Consider the following 16,790-nt stretch of genomic DNA (forward strand, 5'->3'; position numbering starts at 1 on the left):
GGCCGCCTCGCTGAGCCCCATCAGCGTGCGCGCTGTGAGTGAGCTGAGCAGCCCACACCGCCGCGTTCAGCGATCCTCCAGCAAATGTTGCAGCCTCTCTCAGCGAACGGGTGGACCATCAGCCCTACCGGCACGGTTCAGGGCGTGGAGGTGCATATGGCACTGACCGGCATTTCGTTGCTCGTCCTGGCGGGGCTGGCTGCCGTCGGGGCGGCCGCCGCAACCGTTGTCGGCTGGCGGCGGTTCGGCCGGCTCCGCATCCCGCTACGGGTGGTGGGCGTGCTGCTGACCCAGGCCCTGGTGCTGTTGGCCGTGGGGCTGGCGGTGAACCGTTCCGCGCAGTTCTACACGAACTGGGACGACCTGCTGACTCAGGCCATCGCTGGCGGCCGTCACAATGCCAGCACGCCGGGCCAGCTGGACCAGTGGGTGCGCCAGCACGACCACAGCGACTCCGCGCAGCCGTTCGCCTTCGAGTGGCGACCGGACGGGTGGGCGGACTGGCACCTGGCCGCCCCACCGACCGTCACCGTACCCGCCGACTACCTGCGCAACCCCGGCTGGCGATACCCGGCGGTGCTGGTCCTCAGCAGCGCGGGGGACGGGTGGGGCAATGCGGCCGCGACTAGTTTGGCCCGCTCGGCGCAGACGGCGGCAGGACCGGCCGTGCTGATCTTCGCCCACACCACCCCGGCAGCGTCGGTACCGGCGCTGGCCATGACGTTGCCCGCCCAACTGAGCCGGGACCTGCGCGTCACCGGGCACAGCTGGGCCCTGGTGTCGTCAGCGGGGCAGGAGCCGCTGGCCCGCCAGGTGGTGCTGGCCGCGCCCGGCCGCTATCCGGCGCTGGCGGTGGTTCCCGTCGGGGCGGGGCGCGGCCGGCCCGTTGGCGCGGCCGCACCGAAAGGGCTGCCGGTGGGCGTGACGGTGGCCGTGCTGGGCACTCCGGCGCGTACCGCCACCGGCGGCCCGGCCGTAGTGCCCCGTGCCGGCTCCACCCGGCCGTCCGGTTTCGACGCGCTGCGGGCGGCGTTGATCTGGGCGATCCGGCAGCTGCCCGCCCCGCTGCCCGAGCCCGCGCCACTGGTGCGGCAGGTGCGTACCCCGCACGGCCAGCCCAGCCTGGTGCCGCCGCGCCGCATCGCCCCGGTGCAGCCGCCCGTCGGCACTGCCAACACGTCCGCTTAGGAGGGGAAGATGGCGCCGGACAGCCTCGCGCTCCTGTTGCTCGCCGTCGCGGCGGCCGTCGTCGCCGCCGTCGCGTTGGCGCTGGCCTGGGAGCGTGGCAGCGGATGGTGGCGGGTGGCGCTGCGGGCCGGCAGCGCCAGCCTCTGCGTGGCGACCGCCCTCGCCGCCGCCCTGGTATGGGTCAACCGTCAGGTCGAGACCTACACCTCGTGGTCCGATCTGACGGGCGCACCACCGGCCGCAGCTGCGCTTTCGGATCCGCCGCCGCCCGGCAGCGGATCCGGCGGACGCCTGGTCAACCTCACCGTCCCCGGTAAGGCCAGCGGCCTCTCGCTGCCGATGATGGCGTACCTGCCGGCCGCCTACGACGCGCGCCCCGCCGCCCGCTTCCCGGTCATCGAGGCCCTGCACGGCTACCCGTCGTCACCGATGGGATGGACAAAAACCCTGCACGCGCCCGAGTACCTGGACCGGGAGATTGCCGCCGGTCGGATGGCACCGACCGTGGTGCTGTTCCCGTACATAACGCCGGACCGGCTGCTAGACACCGAGTGCACCAACCTCAGCCACGGACCGCAGGCCGAGACGTACCTGACCGTCGACGTGCCGGCGGCCGTCAAGAGCCAACTGCGCGTACGGACCGACCGGGCCGGCTGGGGACTGATCGGCTATTCGGCCGGCGCCTTCTGTGCGGCCAACCTGGCCCTGCGCCACCCGACCGGATACGCAGCCGCAGCCAGCCTCTCCGGCTACACCACCCCAGGCATCACCGTCGGGGACGGCTCCGAGAACACGCTGAACAACGATGCCTGGCGCTTGCAGCACCTACCGCCACCCGCCATCGCTCTTTATCTTGGCTCCGCCCGCGCGGACCACTCGTCGCTGCGCAGCACCACCACCCTGGCCCGGCTGGCCCGCGCGCCGATGAGCGTCACCACCGCGTACATCAACGGCGGCGGCCACAACGCCGGTACCTGGCTGGCGATGGAGCCAACCGCGTTCGACTGGCTCTCCAGTTGGCTGGCCCGACCACTGGCGGCGGGCTGACGCCAGGTGCCCACCCGCCGGGGTGTTGCAGCGGCCGCTGCGCACGTCGATCGGGATCGACGCCCTGACCACCGGGGAGCGGCGGTCAGCCGATTCTGACCCGGACCGGTTCGCCATCCGTGGCCCGGACGGTCAGGGTGGTTCGACCCTCGGCGACGGTCACCTCGCCCCGGTCGGCGTGTACCGGCCGGTCGGTGGCGAAGACCGTGACATCCTCGGTCTGGGTCGGCCGGAGCAGTACCTCCGAGCCGTTGCGGGCCACCAGTTCGCAACTGCTCTCCAGCAGCGTGGCCGGTCCGACGCGGACCCCGGCGGGCAGCATCAGCCCGGCGCGGGCGCCGATCCGCAGCCGCCGGCCGGACAGTACCGGCTCGTCCCGGTGCCACAGGCTGAACTCGATCGCCGACGGCGCGACGTTGATCAGGTGACGCAGCCGCTGGCCGGATCGGTCCACGGTCGAGGTGAGGAGCAGCCCGGGTTCGCCCGCGTCGTGCCGGAGCCGGGGCCGCACCCCGAGCCGGTCCAGCGCTGACCGCCAGAAGTCCAGGTGGCACGGGTAGTCGGTGGCGATCAGCACGGCCCGGCCGGCGCCCACGGTCACCTCTACGCCGCACGCCCGGCCGGAGCCGACCTCGGTGAGCAGCCGGTCACCCGACCCGGTGAGCAGTTGGGCGTAGCCGACCCGGACCTCGGCGGGGCGGGCCGCCCAGGCGTGGCCCACCACCGATGGGAAGTAGTGTGGGCCGCCCTCCAGCCAGCCGTCCGTCCGCAACCCGAGCGCGTCGGCCAGCAGGGTGCACGGCGTGCCGTCGTGGTCGCGGGTGGGCAGGGGTCCGTGCAGCAACAGCCGGCCGCCGGCCCGCAGATGGTCGACCAGCCGCTGCTGGACGTCCGAGCCGAGGGTGGGGGCGGTGGCCAGCACCAGCACGGGCGGTGTGCCGCCCGGGCCCTGTGCTGCGCCGCCCGCCGGAGCCTGCAGGTTCACTGCGGGGAACGAGTAGCCGGCGAGCAGCAGCGCCCGCGCCAGTACGTCCCGCGCGCCCATGCCGCGGAACCGTTCCAGCTCGGCGACCTGCTCGGACCGGTTGGTGGACGCCGGGTGGTGGTACTCGGTCAGGTAGTGGTCGGGTACGAAACCGAGCGCGAGTTCGTCGTGTTCCTCGTCGCCGTCGGCGAGCAGGTCGGCCACCCCGCGTACGGCGTGCAGCGCCCGCCGGGCCGCGGGATACGTCGGGTTTAGCTGCCCCTCCGGGCCGACCGGGGCGGCGAAGCCGTGCCGCTCGCCGGTGAACGCGATCCGGTCGTTGCCGTCGCCGACCGGTTCGGCCAGCGGCGGGTTGTGGCCGCCGGCGAACAGGTAGAGGTTGAGCAGCCGGTTGCCTTGCGCCACGCAGATGCGGGTCTTCAGGTCGATCGCCTCGGGCGGGTAGCGCGTCGACAGGTCCTCGCCGTAGTCGCCGTTGCCGGCCTCGAATTCCAGGCAGGTCAGTGGCTGGTCGCTGTCGTGCGCGGCGGCCAGGAAGGCGTTGGACACGTACAGGTCGGCGACGTTGGTGACGGTGAGGTCGCCGAGGTAGTAGTCCGAGCCGGAGGTGAGCTGCGGCTGCCCGCGGTACGACTCCATGAGCTGGCTGATCCCGATCGGGAAGGTGCGTCCCCTCCCGCCGCCGGTGCCGTGCACGTTGACCAGGAACGGCACCCCGGTCACTCCGTATCGCTCGGCGCTGGCTCGCAGCGCCGCCACGTACCGGCGGTAGCGGTCCCGCATGTAGCGCCCGAGGTCGTCGTGCAGTGCCAGGGAGCGTTCCTCGACCGGGGTGCGCAGGGTGGCCGCCCATGCCGGCGGGTCGGCCGGGTCGGCGCCGGTGCGCGTCGCGGCGGTGTCCTTGCCGTACCGTTCGACGGCCCAGCGTGCCAGGTCGGCGCAGAGGGCGTCGGTGAGGTCGGGGGAGTTGGTCACCCAGGACAGCATCCCGATCTCGTTGTCGAGTTGGACCGCCACCACGGGGCCGCCGCGCGGCGCGAGGCGCTCCGCGATCAGTGGCATCACCTGGGCGTACCAGCCGTCGGCCGCGGCGAGGAACTCCGGTGCCAGGTAGTCGATGGTGCGGGTGCTGATCGGCGCGCCGTCCCAGGTGGTGGGCAGCAGGTGCGGGTGTTCGTCGTACACCCGGTAGGGGATGCCCTCGTTCTTGACCTCGGCCATGATGAACGGGCCGGGGCGGACCACGGCCCGCAGCCCATGCTGGTGTGCGAGGTCGAGGAAGCCGGCCAGGTCGCGTTGCTCGTGGGTACGTCCGATCAGGTCGACCGAGCCGTCGGGGAGTTCGTGCCACAGCCACGGCACGTAGGTGGCGACGGTGTCGGCGCCGCAGTCGCGGAGCAGGTCGAGCCGGTCCGCCCAGTCGACCCGGGCGAGGCGGAAGTAGTGCACCTCACCGGCGAGCAGCAGCTCGGGCCGGCCGTTGATGAGGATCCTGCGATCCCGGAGCAGCACTTCTGTCATATGGGGCAGAGCTCCTCACACGGGAGATTGTGGATCAGAGACTTGTGAACTTCGTCTCGGCTGCCTATGGTCGGCTGAAACCGGTTTCTGTTAACCGCACGTTACGGATCGAGGGAGCGATGAGCAACAGCCGCATGACGGTTCGCGAGATCGCAAAGCTCGCCGGCGTCTCCGTGGCCACCGTCTCCCGGGTCTCCAACGGCACCGGCCAGGTCTCCGAGGAGATGCGCCGCCGGGTGCTGGACGCGATCGAGAAGCACGGATATCGCCCCGACCACCTCGGTCGGGCCCTGGCCGCGGGCCGGCACGGCGCCCTCGGCCTGGTCTTCCCCGGCCTGTCCGGCCCCTACTTCACCGAACTGATCCAAGGCTTCGAGTCCGAGGCGGTGCCGTCCCGGGCCAGCGTCCACATCCTCTGCACGCACCTGCGCTCCGACTCCGACGACCAGGTGCTGGAGATGGGCCGCCGGGTGGACGGTGTCGCCGTCATGGGCGGCACCATCTCCGACGAGGCGCTGCTCCGGCTCGCCAAGATGGTCCCCGTGGTGGTGGTCGCCGGCGAGGGTCCCGGCGACATCCCCTCGGTACGCGCCGACAACGCCGGCAGCATGCTGGCGCTCACCCGACACCTGCTCGCCGACCACGACCTGCGCGATCTGGTCTTCGTCGGCAACCCGGCGGGCTCGCCCGACGTCAGTGAACGCTGGGCCGCCTTCCGGCAGGCGCACCACGACCTCGGCATCGAGCCGCCCGCCGAGCCGGTCGCGGTCAGTATGCAGCAGGCCGACGGGGTGCTCGCCGCCGACCAGTTGCTGGGCGGCGAAACACCCCGGCCCGCCGGGGTGGTCTGCGCCAACGACGAGACCGCCCTCGGCGTGCTGGTCGGCGCCCTCGGCCGGGGCCTGCGGGTGCCGCAGGACCTGATCATCACCGGCTTCGACGACATGCCGGCCGCCGCTCTCGTCACCCCCGCCCTGACCACCGTCCGGCAACCCGTCCGCGAGCTCACCGCCGAAGCGGCCCGGCTGATCCTGCGTGCCGCCGGCCAGCCCGGCGACGCCCCTGCGGGCGGTCTCGTGCTGCCCACCGAACTCGTCCTGCGCCGCAGTTGCGGCTGCCCGGCGCCCCCGACCGGAGGCACCGGCAGGTGAACAGCTCACCCCCTGGAAACCACCAACCCCCTGGAGGTACGACATGAGAAGTAGGCGGTTAGCCGCCGCGGCTGGGGTCGTCTTGGCCGCGTCGGTCGCGTTGGCCGGTTGTGGCCGTGACTCGGGCGGCGGCCAGGAAGAGGCGAAGTCGGTCGGCGCGGGCAAGGCGAGCGGGGACATCACCGTCTGGGCGATGGGCACCGAAGGCGAGAAGCTTGCCGAGTTCGCGAAGGAGTTCTCCACCGAGAACCCCGACGCCAAGGTCTCCGTGACGGCGGTGCCCTGGGACGCGGCGCACCAGAAGATCGCGAGCGCCATCGCCGCGAAGCAGACGCCGGACGTGTCGATGATCGGTACCACCTGGCAGGGCGAGTTCGCCAAGACCGGCGCGCTCGACCCGACCCCGTCGGATCTGATCAAGAAAGACGACTTCTTCCCCGGCGCCTGGGACACCACGATCGTCGACAGCACCTCGTACGGCGTCCCGTGGTACGTCGAGACCCGGCTGATCTACTACCGCAAGGACCTGGCCGCCAAGGCCGGGTTCCCGGACGGCCCGAAGACGTGGGACGACCTCAAGGCCATGGCCAAGGGCATGAAGGAGAAGTCCGGCGCCAAGTGGGGCCTCAACCTCCAGCCCGGCAAGACCGGCAGTTGGCAGTCGGTCCTGCCGTTCGCCTGGTCCAACGGCGCCGACGTGGCCAGCGCGGACAAGCTGAGCTTCGACACCCCGGAGATGACCGAGGCGCTTGCCTACTACCAGTCCTTCTTCAAGGAGGGCCTGTCCCCGACCGCGCTGCCGGAGGGCTCGCTCGAGCCCGGCTTCGTCAAGGGTGAGATCGGCGCGTTCATCTCCGGCCCGTGGCACATGGGCATCGTCGAGGAGCAGGGCGGCGCCGGCTTCAAGGACAAGTACGCGGTCGCGCAGATGCCGACGAAGAAGTCGTCGACCTCGTTCATCGGCGGCAGCAACCTCGCGGTCTTCAAGGACGCCAAGAACCGTGACGGTGGCTGGAAGTTCGTGCAGTGGCTGAGCAAGCCCGAGGTGCAGGTCAAGTGGTACCAGGCGGTCAAGGACCTGCCCGCCGTGCAGTCGGCCTGGAACGATTCGGCACTTACCGGCGACACGTTCCTGACCGCGTTCGGCCAGCAGCTCAAGAGTGCCAAGGCGCCGCCGGCGATCACGACCTGGGAGCAGATCGCGGCCGCGTTCGACCTCGAGGTCGAGAAGCTGTGCAAGCAGAACGTCGACCCGGCCGCGACGGCGAAGGCGATCCAGCAGCAGGCGAGCGCCATCGGGACCGGGAGCTGACATGACCGGCGCCTCCGCGGCGACGGCACCGGCGCGACCGGCCGGGGCGACCAGCCCCGACCGGCCCGCCGGGTCGGTCCGGCGGCGTCAACGCCTGCGGCGGGCGCTGACCGGCTGGGCCTTCTCCGCGCCCTTCACCGTGTTGTTCCTCGTGTTCATGGCGCTGCCGGTGGTGGCGTCGCTGGTCATGAGCTTCACCGATCTGCGCTCCACCGATCTGCGCAACCCGCTCGCCGTCAACGCCGTCGGCATCGACAACTACACCCGCCTGTTCTCCGACGACCTGTTCCTGCGGTCGTCGGTCAACACGCTGGCCTTCGTCGTCGTCGGGGTGCCGCTGACCATGGTGCTGGCACTGGCCGCGGCGACGGCGCTCAACTCCGGGCTCGTACGCTTCCGCGCGCTGTTCCGGGTCGGTTTCTACCTGCCGGTCGTAACCAGCATCGTGGCGATCGCGGTGGTCTGGCGCTTCCTGCTCGACCCCGAGATCGGGCTGGTCAACAACCTGCTGCGACTGGTCGGGGTCGACGGGCCGAGCTGGCTGTTCGACACCAGGCTCGCGCTGCCGTCACTGATCGTCATGGCGGCGTGGCGCAACTTCGGCTTCCTGATGGTGATCTTCCTGGCCGGGCTCCAAGCGGTGCCGGCCGACCTCTACGAGGCGGCGACGCTCGACGGCGCGACGCGGTGGCAGCAGTTCCGCAACGTCACCCTGCCGATGCTGCGGCCGACGCTGCTCTTCGGCGGGGTGATCACCGGCATCGGCTACCTCCAGCTCTTCGAGGAGCCGTTCGTCATGACGCAGGGCGGTCCGCTCTCCTCGACATTGTCGGTGTCGTTCCACATCTACAACCAGTTCGGCTTCGGCAACTACGGCTACGCGGCCGCCGCCAGCTACGTGCTCTTCCTGGCGATCGTGGCGCTGTCGGTCGTGCAGTTCCGCCTGCTGGGGGAGAGGAACTGACGATGGTCGCAAAGGACACCGCCTTGCGTACCCGTGACCGGGTCGCCAAGACCGTGCTCTACGTCGTCCTGGTCCTCGGGCTGCTTGCCGTGGCCGGACCGTTCGTCTGGATGGCGCTCTCGTCGGTCAAGCCGGAACGGGAGATCCGCCAGGTGCCGCCGACCTGGTGGCCCGAGACGTTCACGCTCGACAACTTCCGCGAGCTGTTCTCCCGGCTGGACTTCCCGCTCTACTTCTTCAACTCGGCCCTGGTCGCGGCGCTGGTCACGGTCGGTAACCTGCTGTTCTGCTCGCTCGTCGGGTACGCGCTGGCGAAGCTGCGGTATCCCGGTAAGCGAGTGCTCTTCCTGGCCGTGCTCGGCATGCTCATGGTGCCTGGCATGGTGACCTTCGTCCCGCAGTTCGTGCTGGTCAGCAACATGGGCCTGACCAACACGTACGCCGGCCTGATCCTGCCGTTCCTCGTCGGACCGTTCGGCGTGTTCCTCATGCGGCAGTTTCTCCAGTCGATCCCCGACGACCTCATCGAGGCGGCCCGGGTCGACGGTGCCGGCGAGTTCCGGATCTTCTGGCGGGTGGTGCTTCCGCTGTGCCGGCCGGCACTGGCCACCCTCGGGATCCTGACGTTCCTCGGTTCCTGGAACAACTTCCTGTGGCCCCTCGTGGTCGCCACCACGGAGGACAAGTACACGTTGCCGGTCGCCCTCGCGCTCTACAGCGTCGGCCAGAACCGCACCGACTACGGTCTGCTTCTCTCGGGAGCGGTCGTCGTCGTGCTTCCGGTGCTCATCGTGTTCCTGCTCCTCCAGCGGCATTTCCTGCGCGGCATCGCGACCACTGGAATCAAATAGTCCATCCCCGGAACGAGACAAGGAGACCCATGCGACGTCTTTTCGCACCGCTCCTCGCGCTGGCGCTCGTGCTGGCAGGCGGCTCGGCCGCCGTCGCGGCGCCCGACGAGCGCGGCGCCGACCGGGCCCTGCTCGGCTATGCCAAGGACACATGGCGGTCGATGGTCGCCATGACCGATCCCGGCACCGGCCTGGTCGCCGACAACATCACCGGTGACCTGGCCGCCGGCGGCCGCTCCACCTACACGTCCCCCACCAACATCGGCGGCTACATGTGGTCCGCGGTGGTCGCCCGCGAGCTCGGCATCATCTCCAAGGCGGAAGCCCGCGACCGGATCGCCAAGACCCTCGACACGCTCGCCCGGCTCAAGCACCACACCGCGTCGGGCATGTACTACAACTGGTACGACCCGCGGGACGGCTCGGTCGTCACGGTCTGGCCCGACAACGGCAGCACCGTCTACCCGTTCCTGTCCAGCGTGGACAACGGCTGGCTCGCGGCCGCGCTCAACGTGGTCAAGGGCGCCGTGCCGGAGCTGCGCGGCAAGGCCGACGCGATCCTGCGGAAGATGAACTTCGGCTTCTACTACAACCCGGCGGCGGCGACCCCGTTCGGGGCCAGCGGCCTGATCGCCGGCGGCTTCTGGGACGCGCCGCCCCCGGGATGCTCACGGCAGCGCGACGGCGTCTGGTTCACCTGCAACCACTACGACATCACGGTCACCGAACCGCGCATCGCGACGTACCTCGGCATCGCGATGGGCCAGATCCCGCCAAAGGCCTACTACAACACGATGCGCACCCTGCCGGCCACCTGCGACTGGAGCTGGCACGAGATGCAGCCGGTCGGCTTCAACACCACCTACGAGGGCGTTCCGGTGTACGAGGGCGCGTACCAGTACCGCGGCATCCAGTTCGTACCCAGCTGGGGCGGCGACATGTTCGAGGCGCTGATGCCCGACCTGTTCGTGCCCGAAGCACGGTGGGCACCCAACAGCTGGGGCCGCAACCACCCCGCGACGGTCGCCGGCCAGATCGAGCACGGGATGAATGACGCCGGGTACGGCTACTGGGGCTTCTCCCCAGCCAGCGACCCGGCCGGCGGTTACATGGCCTGGGGTGTCGACGCGATGGGCATGGACACCGACGGCTACCCGTCCGACATGGAGCGCTCGAAGTACGACGCGGGGTTCGGCGACTGCCGCCCGGCCGGCCCGGACCCCGACTACGGCGACGGCGTGGTGACCCCGCACGCGGCGTTCCTCGCTCTCCCGTACGCCAAGGCAGCGGTCGTCGACAACCTCGCCCGGCTCAAGGCCAACTTCGACTCGTACGGCCCCGGCGGCTTCTACGACGCGATCGCGGTCGGCAGCGGCACCGTGGCCAAGCGGCACCTCTCGCTCGACCAGGCCATGATCATGGGGGCGCTCGGCAACGAGCTCGCCGACGACCTCGTCCGCCGCGCGTTCGTCTCGCCGCAGTTCGAAGGCCGGATCCGTCCACTGATCGCACAGGAGACGTTCAACGTTCCGGCCAACCAGGACCTTCCGCAGCTGCGCCGGGCCGCTTCCTGACGACGAGTGACATCGCGGCACAGGTGTTGCACCTGTCCAACCCGTGGATCGGGGCGTGCGTCGTTCGGTTAGCAAATGCCCTGGTCACGCTTGATCCAGGAAGTAGGCCCTCAGCCACCGGCTGAGGGCCTACTTCCCGGGCCCGCCTCAGGCCTCGAAGACCTCGACCAGCACCGCCCCGGGCTGCGGCAGGTCCAGCTCGATCACCGCGGCCCCGGCCTCGGCGACCGGCTGCACCTTCTCCACCGGGAGCTGGTCAGCGGCGTGCAGCGCGGCCCACTGCTCGTCGGTCGGCCAGTCGGCGACGCCCAACCGGTCCGCGAGGGTGGTGATGTCGCCGTGCTCGCGGTCGAGCCGGGAGACCACGGCGGGCCGGCCGGCAGCGTGGTCGATGACCAGCCGGATCCGCCGGGCCAGGGCCGGATCACCATCCCGCTTGTCCTGGTCGAGGGTGGCCACCCAGACCAGGATCGCCAGGCTGCCGTCAGCGCGCCGGCTGGCCCAGGTCTGCACCAGGCCGTCGGCGCCGTCGCCGGCGGCCCGCACCGGCAGTTCGGTCTCGCCGAGCTGGGCGAGCATGTGCAGGGCGTGGTAGCGCGGCTTGGCGATGCCGCCGACGGTGAGCAGGCCGAACCCGCCGTGCAGCAGCCTCGGCGGCCGGCCGAGTTCCTCGAAGTGGTCGCTGGCTACCCAGTAGGACAGTGCGTCGACCCGGCCGGCGGCCGACCGCATGCCGGTGAGCAGGAAGGTGGCGGCTGCGGTGCCGTCGTTGATCGGGTGGAAGTGGGTGGGGGTGACGCCCCACTCGGTCCACAGGATCCGCGCGTCGGGGAAGCCGAGCCGGGCCAGGGTGGGCCGCAGGTCCAGCGGCGGGCTGCCGTACGTGTGGGTGGAGACGAAGTCCACCGGCGCCCCGGACCGGGCGGCGTGCTCCAGCAACGCGTCCACCCAACCGGCGGCGGCCGACGAGGGGCCGCCCACCGGGATCCGCGGGTCGACGTCCTTGACCGCGCGGGCGGTCACGTCGTACAGCCGCATCCATTCTTCGCGGCTGCCGGACCAGAAGACCTCCAGGTTGGCCTCGTTCCACACCTCGAAGTCCCAACCGAGCACCTGCTCGCCGTACCGGTTCAGCAGGTGGGCCACCAGCGCCCGGACCAGCCCGGACCACCGGTCCCAGTCGCGCGGCGGGGAGATGATGCCGCGGTAGGTGAAGACGGTGCGGTCCGGGTCGCTGGCCAGGTCGCGGGGCATGAACCCGATCTCCACCACCGGCGTCATGCCGATGCCCAGCAGCAGGTCGTAGACCTGGTCCACCCGGCTGAAGTCGTACACCGGCTCGCCGTCGACCTCGCGATAGACGCCGAGGTCGTCGTGCAGGATCGAGTGCGCCCGCACGGTGGTCACGCCGATCTCGTCGCGTACCCGGCGGAGCGCGGCCAGCAGTTCGGCGCCGATCTCCCGGCCGCCGGAGCGGTCCCGGCAGAGCAGTTGGGACAGCCGCTCGCTGCCGATCATCGGCTGCCAGGGCCGGTGCAGGGTGGTGCCCGCGGCGTCCGCGTCGAGGTGCAGCGTGACGGTGGGCGGCTCACCGCCGGCCGGCAGGGCGGCCGCCGGGACCGGGCCGCTCAGCGCGCCGGTCACGGTCACCTCGGGTACGGCGGCCACCGCATACGCGTACCGCTCGCCCGGGATACCGGTGGTGTCGACGTACCAGGTGTCGGGCACGGCGAGCACGTCTCCGCCGAGGTGGTCCACCGGGGTGAACGGCCCGGACACCCGGTCGCCGTCCAGCGGTGCACGGTGCACCAGGTAGCCGACCGCGCCGTCGACGGGCTGCCAGGAGAGGCGGACGTGTCCGTGGCCCGGGGTGGCGGTGAGCCCGGCAGGCGGGGGCAGGTCGGGTAGCGCGGCCGTGCCGCCTTCGTCGCTGCGGCGCGCTATGCGGGCTTCCCAATCGGTCCGGGCGTCGGACGGCCGGGTTCCGCTGGCGTTCGTCACCGGGTGCCTCCTGGCGGTCGTGGTTGATCCGGTTTCGAGGACTGTAACCGGTTACCGTTGTCCGCGCGATCCCGCCGACGTACGGATGTGGTCCCCTCGCGGGCTGCGGCGGCGGCCGCTGCTCACTCCACGAGGGCTTCCTCCCCGCCAGCTCCTTGATGGCCTGGACAACCGATGGCGGCGCTGACCCCGCAGGGTCAGCGCCGCCATCGGGTCAGACCGGCTCGCCCTTCAGCAACCGCGCGACGTGGTCGATCAGCGTCGCCCGGAAGCCGTCGTGCTCGGCAAGGTCCGCGCCGAAGATCTCCGGTACACCCAGCAGCGAGTCGACGAGACGGTGCGGGTCACCGTCGGCCGGCGCCGCCGCGGCACGCAGCCGGTCAGCCAGGGGATCGTCCAGCGGCAGCTCTCGCCCCCGCATGTCGCGGCCCCGCGCGACGTACACCATCCAGGCCGCGACCGCGAGCGTCGCGTGCCGTGGCACCTCCCCGGCGGACAGGCGGTCCCGAACCGTGCCGAGCAGCCGCACCGGCAGTTTCTGCGACCCGTCCATCGCGACCTGCACCGTGCGGTGCCGCAGCGCCGGGTTGGCGAAGCGGGTCAGCACCTGACGGCGGTAGTAGTCGAGATCAAGCCCGTCCGGCACCCGCAGGGTGGGCGCCACGTCCTGCACCATCAGCGCTTCGGCAGCCGCCACGAGCCGGTCGTCGGACAGCGCGCCCGCGATCGTGTCGTGTCCGGACAGGGCGCCCAGGTAGGCGAGCAGCGAGTGGCTCGCGTTGAGCATGCGCAGCTTCACCGCCTCCCACCCGGCGACGTCCCTGGTCAGGACCGCGCCGGCGCGTTCCCAGGCGGGTCGGTCGGCGGCGAAGTCGTCCTCGATGACCCACTGGCTGAACGGTTCGGCGACCACCACGCCCCGGTCCTCGAGGCCGAGCATCCGGCGGACGTCCGCGCGGTCCTGCTCCGTGGTGGCCGGCACGATCCGGTCGACCATGCAGGACGGGAACCGTACCGACGTCGCGATCCAGTCGGCGAGCCCCGCCGCCTGCGACGGCGGCAGCCCGTCCACGAAATCGTCCACCAGTGCGCGCAGCACCTGCCCGTTTCCGGTCAGGTTGTCGCAGGACAGGATGGTGATCGGTGCACCGCTTCGCGACCAGCGGTGCTGCAGCCCGCGCACCAGCTGGCCGACGGCCGTTGCGGGCGGCTGGCCGGCGAGATCGGCCGCGACCTGCGGATCGGCGCGGTCCAGGCCGCCGGCACCGTCGCGCCGGTATCCCTTCTCGGTCACGGTCAGCGTGACCACGCGGACGGCCGGGTCGGCGATCCGGTCGACCACCGCCGCCGGGTCGGCGCCGCCGAAGACGACCTCCCGCACGCTGCCGATGACGCGCAGCGATGCCGCGTCGGCGGCCCGTTCGAGCACCGAGTAGAGGCCGTCCTGCGGCGTCAGTTGCTCCCGCACGGACGCCGACCGCTGGGTGACGCCGGTGATGCCCCAGTCGTCGCGGCCCGTCGCCGCGGCGGCCAGTTCGGTGAAGACGGCCTGGTGGGCCCGGTGGAACGCGCCGATCCCCAGGTGCACGATCCCGACGCGCAGCGCGCGCGGATCGACCTGCGGGCCGCGCCAGCCCTGGCCTGGCCCGGTGATCCGCTCCAGCGTGTCGAGGCGCAGCCGCTGCCCGGTTCCCGTCCCGTCGGTCACAGCACCGCTCCCAGCTGCCACGGCACGATCTCCTCGCCGCCCAGGCCCAGCTCCTCGCTGGCCGTGCGCCGGCCCGACGCCACGTCGAGCAGCAGGTCGTACACCCGGCGGCCCATCTCCGGCAGCGGTACGCCCTGCTCGACCACCGCCGAGCAGTCCAGGTCGATGTCGCCGGCCATCCGGGTGGCCAGCTCAGCGTTGGTGGCCAGCTTGACCGTCGGCACGGGGCGGCTGCCGAAGACGGAACCGCGGCCGGTGGTGAAGCAGATCAGATTCGCCCCGCCGGCGACCATGCCGGTCACCGAGACCGGGTCGTAGCCGGGGGTATCCATGAACACCAGGCCCGGCCGGGGAATCTGCTCGCCGTACTCCCGGACGGCCGCCAGCGGGCTGTGGCCTGCCTTGGCGACCGCGCCCAGCGACTTCTCGAGGATGGTGGTGATGCCACCGGCCTTGTTACCCGGTGAGGGATTCGCGTCCAGCGTCGTGCCCTGCTGCCGGGTGTACTCCTCCCACCAGCGGATGCGCGCCATCAGCGCGTCGGCCACCGCCGGGTCGGTGGCCCGGGCGGCCAGCAGATGCTCCGCGCCGTACACCTCCGGCGTCTCACCCAGGACGCTGGTCGCGCCGGCGGCGACCAGCAGGTCCGAGGCGACGCCCAGGGCCGGGTTCGCGGTCAGGCCGGACCAGCCGTCGGACCCCCCGCACTGCAGGCCGAGGACGAGCTCCGCCACGTCGACCTGGGTGCGGGCCGCGCCGGCCAGGTCGTCGATCATGCCCCGGACCAGTTCCACGCCGCGTCGCACCGCCGACGACGTGCCGCCCAGATCCTGGATGGTGTACGACGACACCGGTACGTGGTCGGGCACGCCGAGGTCCGCCATCAGGCCGGTCACCGTGTTGACCTCGCAGCCGAGCCCGACGACGACCAGCCCACTGATGTTCGGGTTGCGTGCGTAGCCGGCCAGGGTGCGGCGCAGCAGTTCCCAGCCGTCACCCTGCGCGGCCATGCCGCACCCGGTGCCGTGGGTCAGGGCGACCACCCCGTCGACTCCGTCGACCTCCTCGGCCAGGTCCTCGGTGAGCCGGGCGACCTTGCGCGCCACGGTCGCCGAACAGTTGACGGTGGTCAGGACCCCGACGTAGTTGCGGGTGGCCACCCGGCCGTCCGGCCGGCGGTAGCCGTGGAATGTCCGCCGCAGGTCGGCGGGCAGCGGCGGGGCCGGCGCCGGTTGTCCCTGCGCCGTCCGGGCGGCGGTGTCCTGCGGCATGCCGAGGTTGTGCCCGTGCACGTGCTCCCCGGCACGGACCTCGGCGAGGGTACGCCCGATCACCTGGCCGTACTTGCGCACCAGCGCCCCGACGGGCAGGTCCCGCAGGGCGACCTTGTGCCCGGCGGGCAGGTCACCGTGCAGCGTCACCTCACCCGCCCCGCGGACCGCGACGGACGTCCCGTCCGGCATCGCGGTGGTCGCCACCGCGACGTCGTCGCCCTCGTGCAACACCACCAGGCTCATCCCGGCACCTCCACTTCGGTTTGCGCGACCAGTCGGCGGGTCTCGTCGAGCGCCGGCAGGTATCCCGTGCCGCCGTGGCCGCGCAGCGACAGCGCCGCCGCGGCCGCGCCCAGCCGTATCGCCTCGGGCAGGGTGTCGCCGAGGGCGAGCCGGGCGGCGACGGTGCCGGCCAGCACGTCCCCGGCGCCGGTCTGGTCGACGATCCGTTCGGCGGGATACGCGGGCACCTCGGTCTGCTGCCGGCCGTCGTCCAGCAGCACGCCGTCGGTGCCCCGGGTGAGGGCGACCGCTGCCGCCCCGAGCGCGCGGAACGCGGCGCACGCCGCCGCGGGGTCCGTTACCGCGGCGCCGAGCAGCGCCGCGGCCTCGCGGGGCCACGCCGGTGTGACCAGCCGGGCGTGCGGGGCCAGTGCCCGCAGGTGGCCGGCGGCGGTGTCCGCATCGACGAGTCGTGGCCGCCAGTTCGGGTCGTAGACGAAGCAGTTCGCCGCGCGTGCGGCCACCTGCACCGCCTCGAACGTCGTGGTCGAGATCGCGCAGGCGACGCCGCTGGAGAGCACCACGCCCGCGCGTTCGGCGAGGTCGGGCGGCACGTCGGCGGGGGACAGGCAGGAGCCGGCGCTGCCGCGTCGGACGTAGACGAACTCCCGTTGCCCGGACGGGTCGGCGTGCTGCAGGTAGAGGCCGTGCTGCCCGGGGGTGCGGATCAGGCACGACGGGTCGATGCCGAGCGCGCCCACCCGGGCCACCAACTCGTCGCCGAGTTCGTCGTCGGGCACCCGGGCGAGCAGGCAGGTGTGCGCGCCGGCCGCGGCGGCCGCGGCGGCGGCGTTCAGCGCGTCTCCGGAGAATCCCAAACGCAGCGCCGCGCCGTCGCGCAGCGGTTCCAGCGCGGTCAGTTCGACGAGGATCTCGCCGAGGACGAGGACGTCCGGGGCGGTCCTCACCATGGGTGCACCGTGCCGTCCTCG

General features: G+C 71.9%; 12 protein-coding genes. 7 read left to right on the top strand and 5 right to left on the bottom strand.

The window, feature by feature from the left end:
- Positions 1 to 156 precede the first annotated feature (156 nt).
- Both ABZ783_RS27525 and ABZ783_RS27530 read left to right on the top strand, forming a co-directional pair.
- A complete protein-coding gene (locus ABZ783_RS27525) occupies positions 157 to 1,188 on the top strand; it encodes a hypothetical protein (RefSeq protein ID WP_357442980.1) in 1,032 nt (343 codons plus the stop codon).
- A gap of 9 nt (positions 1,189 to 1,197) precedes the next feature.
- Positions 1,198 to 2,235, top strand: a complete 1,038-nt coding sequence (locus tag ABZ783_RS27530; protein ID WP_357442983.1) for an alpha/beta hydrolase-fold protein — start codon at positions 1,198 to 1,200, stop codon at positions 2,233 to 2,235.
- An 85-nt stretch (positions 2,236 to 2,320) separates the two neighbouring features.
- Here the strand turns inward: ABZ783_RS27530 and ABZ783_RS27535 are convergent, their stop codons facing one another.
- The gene (locus ABZ783_RS27535; RefSeq protein ID WP_357442985.1) at positions 2,321 to 4,741 is read right to left on the bottom strand and encodes a beta-galactosidase; all 2,421 of its coding nucleotides are present in this window, start codon (positions 4,739 to 4,741) and stop codon (positions 2,321 to 2,323) included.
- Between the two features lie 119 nt (positions 4,742 to 4,860).
- On the opposite strand from ABZ783_RS27535, the gene ABZ783_RS27540 reads away from it, so the two are divergent.
- The 5 genes from ABZ783_RS27540 to ABZ783_RS27560 all read left to right on the top strand — a co-directional run bounded on the left by ABZ783_RS27540 (position 4,861) and on the right by ABZ783_RS27560 (position 10,593).
- Positions 4,861 to 5,892, top strand: a complete 1,032-nt coding sequence (locus ABZ783_RS27540; protein WP_357442988.1) for a LacI family DNA-binding transcriptional regulator — start codon at positions 4,861 to 4,863, stop codon at positions 5,890 to 5,892.
- A gap of 82 nt (positions 5,893 to 5,974) precedes the next feature.
- Positions 5,975 to 7,204 carry a sugar ABC transporter substrate-binding protein gene (locus ABZ783_RS27545; protein WP_357442991.1) on the top strand — a complete coding sequence of 410 codons (1,230 nt, stop codon included), beginning with the start codon at positions 5,975 to 5,977 and terminating at the stop codon, positions 7,202 to 7,204.
- Between the two features lies 1 nt (position 7,205).
- The gene (locus ABZ783_RS27550; RefSeq protein WP_357442994.1) at positions 7,206 to 8,168 is read left to right on the top strand and encodes a sugar ABC transporter permease; all 963 of its coding nucleotides are present in this window, start codon (positions 7,206 to 7,208) and stop codon (positions 8,166 to 8,168) included.
- 2 nt (positions 8,169 to 8,170) lie between these two features.
- Positions 8,171 to 9,019, top strand: a complete 849-nt coding sequence (locus ABZ783_RS27555) for a carbohydrate ABC transporter permease (RefSeq protein WP_357442996.1) — start codon at positions 8,171 to 8,173, stop codon at positions 9,017 to 9,019.
- Between the two features lie 29 nt (positions 9,020 to 9,048).
- Positions 9,049 to 10,593 carry a glucoamylase family protein gene (locus tag ABZ783_RS27560; protein WP_357442999.1) on the top strand — a complete coding sequence of 515 codons (1,545 nt, stop codon included), beginning with the start codon at positions 9,049 to 9,051 and terminating at the stop codon, positions 10,591 to 10,593.
- Between the two features lie 147 nt (positions 10,594 to 10,740).
- Here the strand turns inward: ABZ783_RS27560 and ABZ783_RS27565 are convergent, their stop codons facing one another.
- From ABZ783_RS27565 to ABZ783_RS27580, 4 genes are all read right to left on the bottom strand, one after another.
- A complete protein-coding gene (locus ABZ783_RS27565) occupies positions 10,741 to 12,594 on the bottom strand; it encodes a xylan 1,4-beta-xylosidase (protein ID WP_357443001.1) in 1,854 nt (617 codons plus the stop codon).
- Positions 12,595 to 12,808: 214 nt separating this feature from the next.
- Positions 12,809 to 14,302, bottom strand: a complete 1,494-nt coding sequence (locus ABZ783_RS27570) for a mannitol dehydrogenase family protein (RefSeq protein WP_357443003.1) — start codon at positions 14,300 to 14,302, stop codon at positions 12,809 to 12,811.
- Positions 14,299 to 15,819 (bottom strand): altronate dehydratase family protein, encoded by a 1,521-nt coding sequence (locus ABZ783_RS27575; protein ID WP_357443006.1) that lies wholly within the window; start codon positions 15,817 to 15,819, stop codon positions 14,299 to 14,301. The genes ABZ783_RS27570 and ABZ783_RS27575 overlap by 4 nt, the downstream gene beginning before the upstream one ends.
- Positions 15,816 to 16,769 carry a sugar kinase gene (locus ABZ783_RS27580; protein WP_357443009.1) on the bottom strand — a complete coding sequence of 318 codons (954 nt, stop codon included), beginning with the start codon at positions 16,767 to 16,769 and terminating at the stop codon, positions 15,816 to 15,818. Before ABZ783_RS27580 ends, ABZ783_RS27575 begins: the two co-directional genes overlap by 4 nt.
- Positions 16,770 to 16,790 lie beyond the last annotated feature (21 nt).

This window comes from Micromonospora sp. NPDC047738, assembly GCF_040642675.1.
Taxonomy (GTDB): Bacteria; Actinomycetota; Actinomycetes; order Mycobacteriales; family Micromonosporaceae; genus Micromonospora.

Excerpts from the sequence above, each read along its gene's own strand:
- ABZ783_RS27530 (WP_357442983.1), top strand. The coding sequence starts at position 1,198 with ATGGCGCCGGACAGCCTCGCGCTCCTGTTGCTCGCCGTCGCGGCGGCC.
- ABZ783_RS27580 (WP_357443009.1), bottom strand. The coding sequence starts at position 16,769 with ATGGTGAGGACCGCCCCGGACGTCCTCGTCCTCGGCGAGATCCTCGTC.
- ABZ783_RS27560 (WP_357442999.1), top strand. The coding sequence starts at position 9,049 with ATGCGACGTCTTTTCGCACCGCTCCTCGCGCTGGCGCTCGTGCTGGCA.
- ABZ783_RS27535 (WP_357442985.1), bottom strand. The coding sequence starts at position 4,741 with ATGACAGAAGTGCTGCTCCGGGATCGCAGGATCCTCATCAACGGCCGG.
- ABZ783_RS27540 (WP_357442988.1), top strand. The coding sequence starts at position 4,861 with ATGAGCAACAGCCGCATGACGGTTCGCGAGATCGCAAAGCTCGCCGGC.
- ABZ783_RS27550 (WP_357442994.1), top strand. The coding sequence starts at position 7,206 with ATGACCGGCGCCTCCGCGGCGACGGCACCGGCGCGACCGGCCGGGGCG.
- ABZ783_RS27525 (WP_357442980.1), top strand. The coding sequence starts at position 157 with ATGGCACTGACCGGCATTTCGTTGCTCGTCCTGGCGGGGCTGGCTGCC.
- ABZ783_RS27575 (WP_357443006.1), bottom strand. The coding sequence starts at position 15,819 with ATGAGCCTGGTGGTGTTGCACGAGGGCGACGACGTCGCGGTGGCGACC.
- ABZ783_RS27555 (WP_357442996.1), top strand. The coding sequence starts at position 8,171 with ATGGTCGCAAAGGACACCGCCTTGCGTACCCGTGACCGGGTCGCCAAG.